General features: G+C 70.8%; 7 protein-coding genes. 2 read left to right on the top strand and 5 right to left on the bottom strand.

Annotated features, from left to right (window positions below; translation table 11 throughout):
- Window positions 1-125: 125 nt before the first annotated feature.
- The 3 genes from ACZ470_RS31375 to thyX all read right to left on the bottom strand — a co-directional run bounded on the left by ACZ470_RS31375 (window position 126) and on the right by thyX (window position 3,825).
- Window positions 126-1,811 carry a ribonuclease J gene (locus tag ACZ470_RS31375; protein ID WP_468432674.1) on the bottom strand — a complete coding sequence of 562 codons (1,686 nt, stop codon included), beginning with the start codon at window positions 1,809-1,811 and terminating at the stop codon, window positions 126-128.
- Window positions 1,812-1,961: 150 nt separating this feature from the next.
- Window positions 1,962-2,864 carry a 4-hydroxy-tetrahydrodipicolinate synthase gene (gene dapA, locus ACZ470_RS31370; RefSeq protein ID WP_468432672.1) on the bottom strand — a complete coding sequence of 301 codons (903 nt, stop codon included), beginning with the start codon at window positions 2,862-2,864 and terminating at the stop codon, window positions 1,962-1,964.
- 223 nt (window positions 2,865-3,087) lie between these two features.
- The gene (thyX, locus tag ACZ470_RS31365; RefSeq protein ID WP_468432670.1) at window positions 3,088-3,825 is read right to left on the bottom strand and encodes an FAD-dependent thymidylate synthase; all 738 of its coding nucleotides are present in this window, start codon (window positions 3,823-3,825) and stop codon (window positions 3,088-3,090) included.
- 202 nt (window positions 3,826-4,027) lie between these two features.
- Here thyX and ACZ470_RS31360 point away from each other — a divergent pair, with 202 nt between their 5' ends.
- Window positions 4,028-4,267: a hypothetical protein gene (locus tag ACZ470_RS31360; RefSeq protein WP_468432668.1), complete on the top strand. Its 240-nt coding sequence runs from the start codon at window positions 4,028-4,030 to the stop codon at window positions 4,265-4,267.
- A 113-nt stretch (window positions 4,268-4,380) separates the two neighbouring features.
- Window positions 4,381-4,938, top strand: coding sequence for a hypothetical protein (locus tag ACZ470_RS31355; RefSeq protein WP_468432666.1), 558 nt, complete (start codon window positions 4,381-4,383; stop codon window positions 4,936-4,938).
- A 40-nt stretch (window positions 4,939-4,978) separates the two neighbouring features.
- Here ACZ470_RS31355 and ACZ470_RS31350 read toward each other — a convergent pair whose 3' ends face one another.
- Window positions 4,979-5,422 (bottom strand): hypothetical protein, encoded by a 444-nt coding sequence (locus tag ACZ470_RS31350; RefSeq protein WP_468432664.1) that lies wholly within the window; start codon window positions 5,420-5,422, stop codon window positions 4,979-4,981.
- Window positions 5,423-5,436: 14 nt separating this feature from the next.
- Window positions 5,437-6,189: a 4-hydroxy-tetrahydrodipicolinate reductase gene (dapB, locus tag ACZ470_RS31345; RefSeq protein ID WP_468432662.1), complete on the bottom strand. Its 753-nt coding sequence runs from the start codon at window positions 6,187-6,189 to the stop codon at window positions 5,437-5,439.
- Between the last annotated feature and the right edge of the window lie 22 nt (window positions 6,190-6,211).

The following is a 6,211-nucleotide window of genomic DNA, read 5'->3' as shown; positions in this document are numbered from 1 at the left end:
GGAGGGGGGGGGGGGGTGGGGGGTGGGGGGGGGGGGGGGGGAGGGGGGGGGGGGGGTCCCCCCCCCCCCCCCCCCCCCCCCCCCCCCCGCTCCCAGTTCGCTCGCGCGTGCTGTCCGACGGGCCGTCAGACCTCCACGACGACGGGCAGGATCATCGGCCGGCGCCGGTAGGTGTCGGAGACCCACTTGCCCAGCGTGCGGCGGACGAGCTGCTGCATCTGGTGGGGTTCGACCACGCCGTCCTGGGCCGAGCGCTCCAGGACCTCCGTGATCTTCGGGATCACCTCGCCGAAGGCGGAGTCCTCGATGCCGGAGCCGCGGGCCTGGACGTGAGGGCCACCCGTGATCTTGCCGGTGGACGAGTCGAGGACCACGAAGACCGAGATGATGCCCTCGTCGCCGAGGATCTTGCGGTCCTTCAGGGCCGGCTCGCCGACGTCGCCGACAGAGAGGCCGTCGACGTACACGTACCCCGCCTGGACCTTGCCGGAGATCTTGGCCTTGCCCTCGACGAGGTCGACGACCACGCCGTCCTCGGCGATGACGATGCGGTCGTGCGGGACGCCGGTCAGGGCGCCCAGTTCGGCGTTGGCGCGCAGGTGGCGCCATTCGCCGTGGACCGGCATCAGGTTCTTCGGGCGGCAGATGTTGTAGAAGTACAGCAGCTCGCCGGCCGAGGCGTGGCCCGAGACGTGGACCTTGGCGTTGCCCTTGTGGACGACGTTGGCTCCCCAGCGGGTCAGGCCGTTGATCACGCGGTAGACCGCGTTCTCGTTTCCGGGGATGAGGGACGACGCCAGGATCACGGTGTCGCCGTCGACGATGCGGATCTGGTGGTCGCGGTTGGCCATGCGGGACAGGGCCGCCATCGGTTCGCCCTGGGAGCCCGTGCAGACCAGGACGACTTCGCTGTCCGGCAGGTCGTCCAGGGTCTTGACGTCCACGACCAGGCCCGGCGGGACCTTGAGGTAGCCGAGGTCGCGGGCGATGCCCATGTTGCGGACCATGGAGCGGCCGACGAAGGCGACCCGGCGGCCGTACTCGTGCGCCGCGTCCAGGATCTGCTGGATGCGGTGGACGTGGCTGGCGAAGCTGGCCACGATGATCCGCTTGCGTGCGCCCGCGAAGACCTGGCGCAGCACGTTGGAGATGTCGCGCTCGGGCGGAACGAAGCCCGGGACCTCGGCGTTGGTGGAGTCGGCGAGGAGGAGGTCGATGCCTTCCTCGCTGAGCCTGGCGAACGCGTGTAGATCCGTGAGGCGGTTGTCCAGCGGGAGCTGGTCCATCTTGAAGTCGCCGGTGTGGACGGCCATGCCGGCGGGGGTGCGGATGGCCACGGCGAGCGCGTCGGGGATCGAGTGGTTGACGGCGACGAACTCGCAGTCGAAGGGGCCGATGCGTTCGCGGTGTCCCTCCGCCACCTCGAGGGTGTACGGACGGATGCGGTGCTCCTGGAGCTTGGCCTCGATGAGGGCGAGGGTCAGCTTGGAGCCGATCAGCGGGATGTCCGGCTTCTCGCGGAGGAGGAAGGGGACGCCGCCGATGTGGTCCTCGTGGCCGTGGGTGAGGACGATGCCCTCGATGTCGTCGAGGCGGTCCCGGATGGACGAGAAGTCCGGCAGGATCAGGTCGATTCCGGGCTGCTCCTCCTCGGGGAAGAGCACTCCGCAGTCGACGATCAGCAGGCGGCCTCCGTACTCGAAGACCGTCATGTTGCGGCCGATCTCGCCGAGGCCGCCGAGCGGGGTGACCCGCAGGCCGCCCTTGGGGAGCCGCGGGGGCGGGCCGAGTTCAGGATGCGGATGACTCAAAAGACTCTCCTCACCACACGCGCCACGTACCGGTGGGCACGTGGCGCGCATGACGTTCGTGCAGAAGCAGTTGTCGTTGTGGGGTGCGGGCACCGGTGGCCCGCTTATTCAGTTGTGAAGTCCGTCTGCGCGTGCGCCGCGCGAAGTCTGTTACTGGAGCTGTACCCCGCCGGCGGCAAGATCGATCTTGAGTTGCTCGATCTCTTCCGGCGTGCACTCGGCCATGGGGGCGCGCAGGGGTCCGGCGGGGAGGCCCTTGAGGGCGAGTGCCGCCTTGGTGGTCATCACGCCCTGGGTGCGGAACATGCCCGTGTAGACGGGGAGCAGCTTCTGGTGGATCTCGGTGGCCTTCTGCACGTCTCCGGAGGTGTACGCCTCGACCAGGGCGCGCAGCTCGGGGGTGACGAGGTGGCCGACGACCGAGACGAAGCCGACCGCTCCGATGGAGAGCAGGGGCAGGTTCAGCATGTCGTCGCCGGAGTACCAGGCGAGGCCGGAGCGGGCGATGGCCCAGCCGGCGCGGCCGAGGTCGCCCTTGGCGTCCTTGTTGGCGACGATGCGCGGGTGCTCGGCGAGGCGGACGATCGTCTCCGTGCTGATCGGGACTCCGCTGCGGCCGGGGATGTCGTAGAGCATGACCGGCAGCTCGGCGGCGTCGGCGACGGCCGTGAAGTGCCGGTGGAGGCCCTCCTGCGGGGGCTTGTTGTAGTACGGGGTGACGACCAGGAGGCCGTGTGCGCCGGCGCGCTCCGCGGCGCGGGCGAGTTCGATGCTGTGGTGGGTGTCGTTGGTGCCGACCCCGGCCACGACGTGGGCGCGGTCGCCGACCGCCGCCACGACGGCCCGTACGAGATCCGATTTCTCCGCGTCGCTGGTGGTGGGGGACTCGCCGGTGGTGCCGTTGATGATCAGGCCGTCGTTGCCTGCGTCCACCAGGTGGGTGGCGAGCCGCTGTGCGCCGTCGAGGTCGAGTGCGCCGTCCGCCGTGAAAGGCGTGACCATGGCGGTGAGGACCCGCCCGAAGGGGGTCTGCGGAGTGGAGGTCGGAGCCATGGGTTACACGCTACTCGTTGCTCTGGTCGGGGTCCTCCCTCGGGGGAGGCGACAAGGTGGGGCAAACGGGGAGCCCGGCACTGCCTGCTCGGGGGTTCAGGCAGTGCCGGGCCCGTTTGATCAGGCTAGATGAACTTCGCGAAATGCCGCAATACGGACACCTCGCGGGGTGGATCCGTACATGTGTCCTCGCGCCCGTGAGCTGCGCTTCTCGAGGCACCCCCTAGGGGGCCACGCGTCCATTGGCGTTGAAAGCGGCGTACGTGAGGGGCATGAGACGGGCCCATTCGGCTTCCATCTTCTCGGCGGCCATCTCGATCTCCCGCTGCGGGAAGGACGGGACCTTCGCCAGTTCGTGCCGGGTACGCAGGCCGAGGAAGTGCATCAGCGAGCGGGCGTTGCAGGTGGCGTACATCGAGGAGTACAGGCCGACGGGGAGCACCGCGCGGGCGACCTCGCGGGCGACGCCGGCGGCGAGCATCTCCCGGTACGCCGCGTACGCCTGCCGGTAGGAGTCCTCCATGACCCGGCCGGCGAGCTCCTGCTGGGCCGGGGTGCCCTCGACGAAGCGGTACTGGCCGGGGCGGCCCTCCTGGACCAGTTTGCGGGACTCGTCGGGGACGTAGAAGACCGGCTGGAGCTCCCGGTAGCGGCCCGACTCCTCGTTGTAGGACCAGCCCACGCGGTGCCGCATGAACTCGCGGAAGACGAAGATCGGGGCGCTGATGAAGAAGGTCATCGAGTTGTGCTCGAAGGGGCTGCCGTGGCGGTCCCGCATCAGGTAGTTGATCAGGCCCTTGGAGCGCTCGGGGTCCTTGTCCAGCTCCTCCAGGGACTGCTCGCCGGCGGTGGAGACGCGGGCGGCGAACAGCACGTCGGCGTCGGACGCGGTGTGCTTGACCAGCTCGACGGTCACATCGCTGCGGAAGCCGGGGCCGATGTCGTCGGCGGGGGTGGTCACGGTGCGGCTGGTCCTTCCCTCACGTCCTTCGGGCGGCGCCCACTCTACGGGCCGGTACCGGCGGGGGGACTTTCGGTGCCGTCCGGCGACATACGGCTGCGAACTTCTGTGAATTCGGTGAAACCGGGCACCTTCCGGGGCTCCCGTTCGTCTGTGTCGGTGACAGTGACCTGTTCGATCCCCGAAGGGAGACGTGCCTCTCATGTCCGGTCGGCGCGAACCCGTACCGTTCGCCTTTGTCGCCGAGGCCGACAGTTTCCGCAGCAATGTCGCCCCGCCGCCCCGTCAGCGGGCGTCGGCCGGCCAGCTGGCCGGGCGCTGGCTGCTGGGGCTCACGCTCGTCGCCGGGCTGGTGGGCTCCCTGGTCATCGGGATGCCGGCGATGTCCGCGGATCCCTCGGGGCCGGGGACGGAGCAGTCACAGGCGACCGAGGGGCGCTGAGCCGCCCGGGGCCCGGGCGCGGCTCCATCCGGACCCCCGAGGGTGGTGACCGGGGACACAGATCGATAGCCTCACCGGGCACTGCCCACGCATGGATCGAGTGAGGACCCGTCGTGCCCCTGCCCTTCCTGACGGCCGACCGCGCTTTCGACACGGCGGACGATGTCGCCCTGCCGTACGACGACCGGGACCGCTGGCGGCGCCCGTACCGCCCGGGTCCGTGGCGGGTGGGCGCGTCGGCGCTCCTGCTGCTGCTCGCCTCGTTCGTGCTGTTCGCCGCGGTGATCATCGCGGCGACGGCGACGCTGTCATCCGCCGGGACGGTCTTCGGGATCGCGCTGGTCGCCGTCGTCTGCGCACTGCGGATGCTGCGCATGGGGGTGTGGGTGAGCGCCCGGGGGCTGCGTCACGTCGCGTTCCTCCGCACGCGTACGACGGCCTGGGAGCAGGTCGCCTCCGTGCGCACGGCGCAGCAGCCGGTGCGCTGGCTGGGGCTGCCCCGGACGGTGCAGGGGCAGGCGCTGCTCCTGTTCCGCCAGGGGCGCTCGGCGGATGCCCTGCCCCCGCTGCTGACCTCGCACAACGCGGACTTCCTGCATCGGGACCCGGTGGCCTTCGACCGGGCGGCCGACTCGGTGGAGGTCTGGGCCGACGAGTACCGGCGCGGCTGAGCGGTGTGACGACGCGCGGGGGCCCGGGCCCCCGCGCGTTTCAGTTCGAGGTCTTGTGCAGGGCGATGGCCCGCTGCATCGCCTTGCGGGCGCGCGGGGTGTCGCGGGCGTCGTGGTAGGCGACGGCGAGCCGGAACCAGCTGCGCCAGTCGTCGGGGGCGTCCTCCGTCTCCGCCTTGCGGCGGGCGAAGACCTCGTCGGCGGAGTCGCGGTCGACCCGGCCGCTGGGCAGGCGTTTCAGCTCGTCGACGGGCAGGCCGCCCTCGGCGTCGAGCAGGGCCGCGAGCCGATTGGCGTTGCGGACGAACTCGGTGTTCTTCCACAGGAACCACACACCGATGACCGGCAGGATCAGCACCGCGACACCGAAGGTGACGGTGAGCGGCGTGCCGGCCTCGATGAGCAGCACGCCGCGGCTGCCGACCAGGACGAAGTAGACGACCAGGACGGCGGCCGTGATGGCGTAGGAGATCTTCGCGCGCATGGGGTCGGCTCGGCTCAGTTCAGGTCGAGGAAGTGTTCCAGGCCGAAGGTCAGGCCCGGAGTGGTCACCACGCGGCGGGCGCCGAGCAGGATGCCCGGCATGAAGCTGCTGTGGTGCAGGGAGTCGTGGCGGACGGTGAGGGTCTCGCCCTCGCCGCCGAGCAGGACCTCCTGGTGGGCGAGGAGCCCGCGCAGCCGCACCGCGTGGACGGGGACGCCGTCCACGTCGGCGCCGCGGGCGCCGTCGAGGGCGGTGGCCGTGGCGTCCGGGGCGGGGGCACTGCCGGCCCGGCGGCGGGCCTCGGCGATGAGCTGGGCGGTGCGCGTGGCGGTGCCGCTGGGGGCGTCGACCTTGTTCGGGTGGTGCAGCTCGACGACCTCGACGGACTCGAAGTACGGGGCGGCGATCTGCGCGAACTTCATGGTGAGCACGGCGCCGATGGAGAAGTTCGGGGCGATGAGCACGCCCGTCTCCGGGGACTGGTCGAGCCAGCCCTTGAGCTGTGCGAGGCGGTCGTCGGTCCAGCCGGTGGTGCCGACGACCGCGTGGATGCCGTGGCGCACGCAGAAGTCGAGGTTGCCCATGACCGAGGCGGGGGTGGTCAGCTCCACGGCGACCTGGGCGCCGTTGTCGGCGAGGGTCTCCAGCTTGTCGTCCCGGCCGAGGGCGGCCACCAGCTCCATGTCGTCGGCGGCCTCGATCGCCCGTACCGCCTCGGAACCGATCCGGCCCTTGGCTCCGAGGACCGCCACGCGCAGCTTGCTCATGTTCTTTGCTTCCTTACCGGGA

Source organism: Streptomyces sp. NPDC031111, from assembly GCF_055570675.1.
This window is presented reverse-complemented; position numbering and strand designations above follow the sequence as displayed.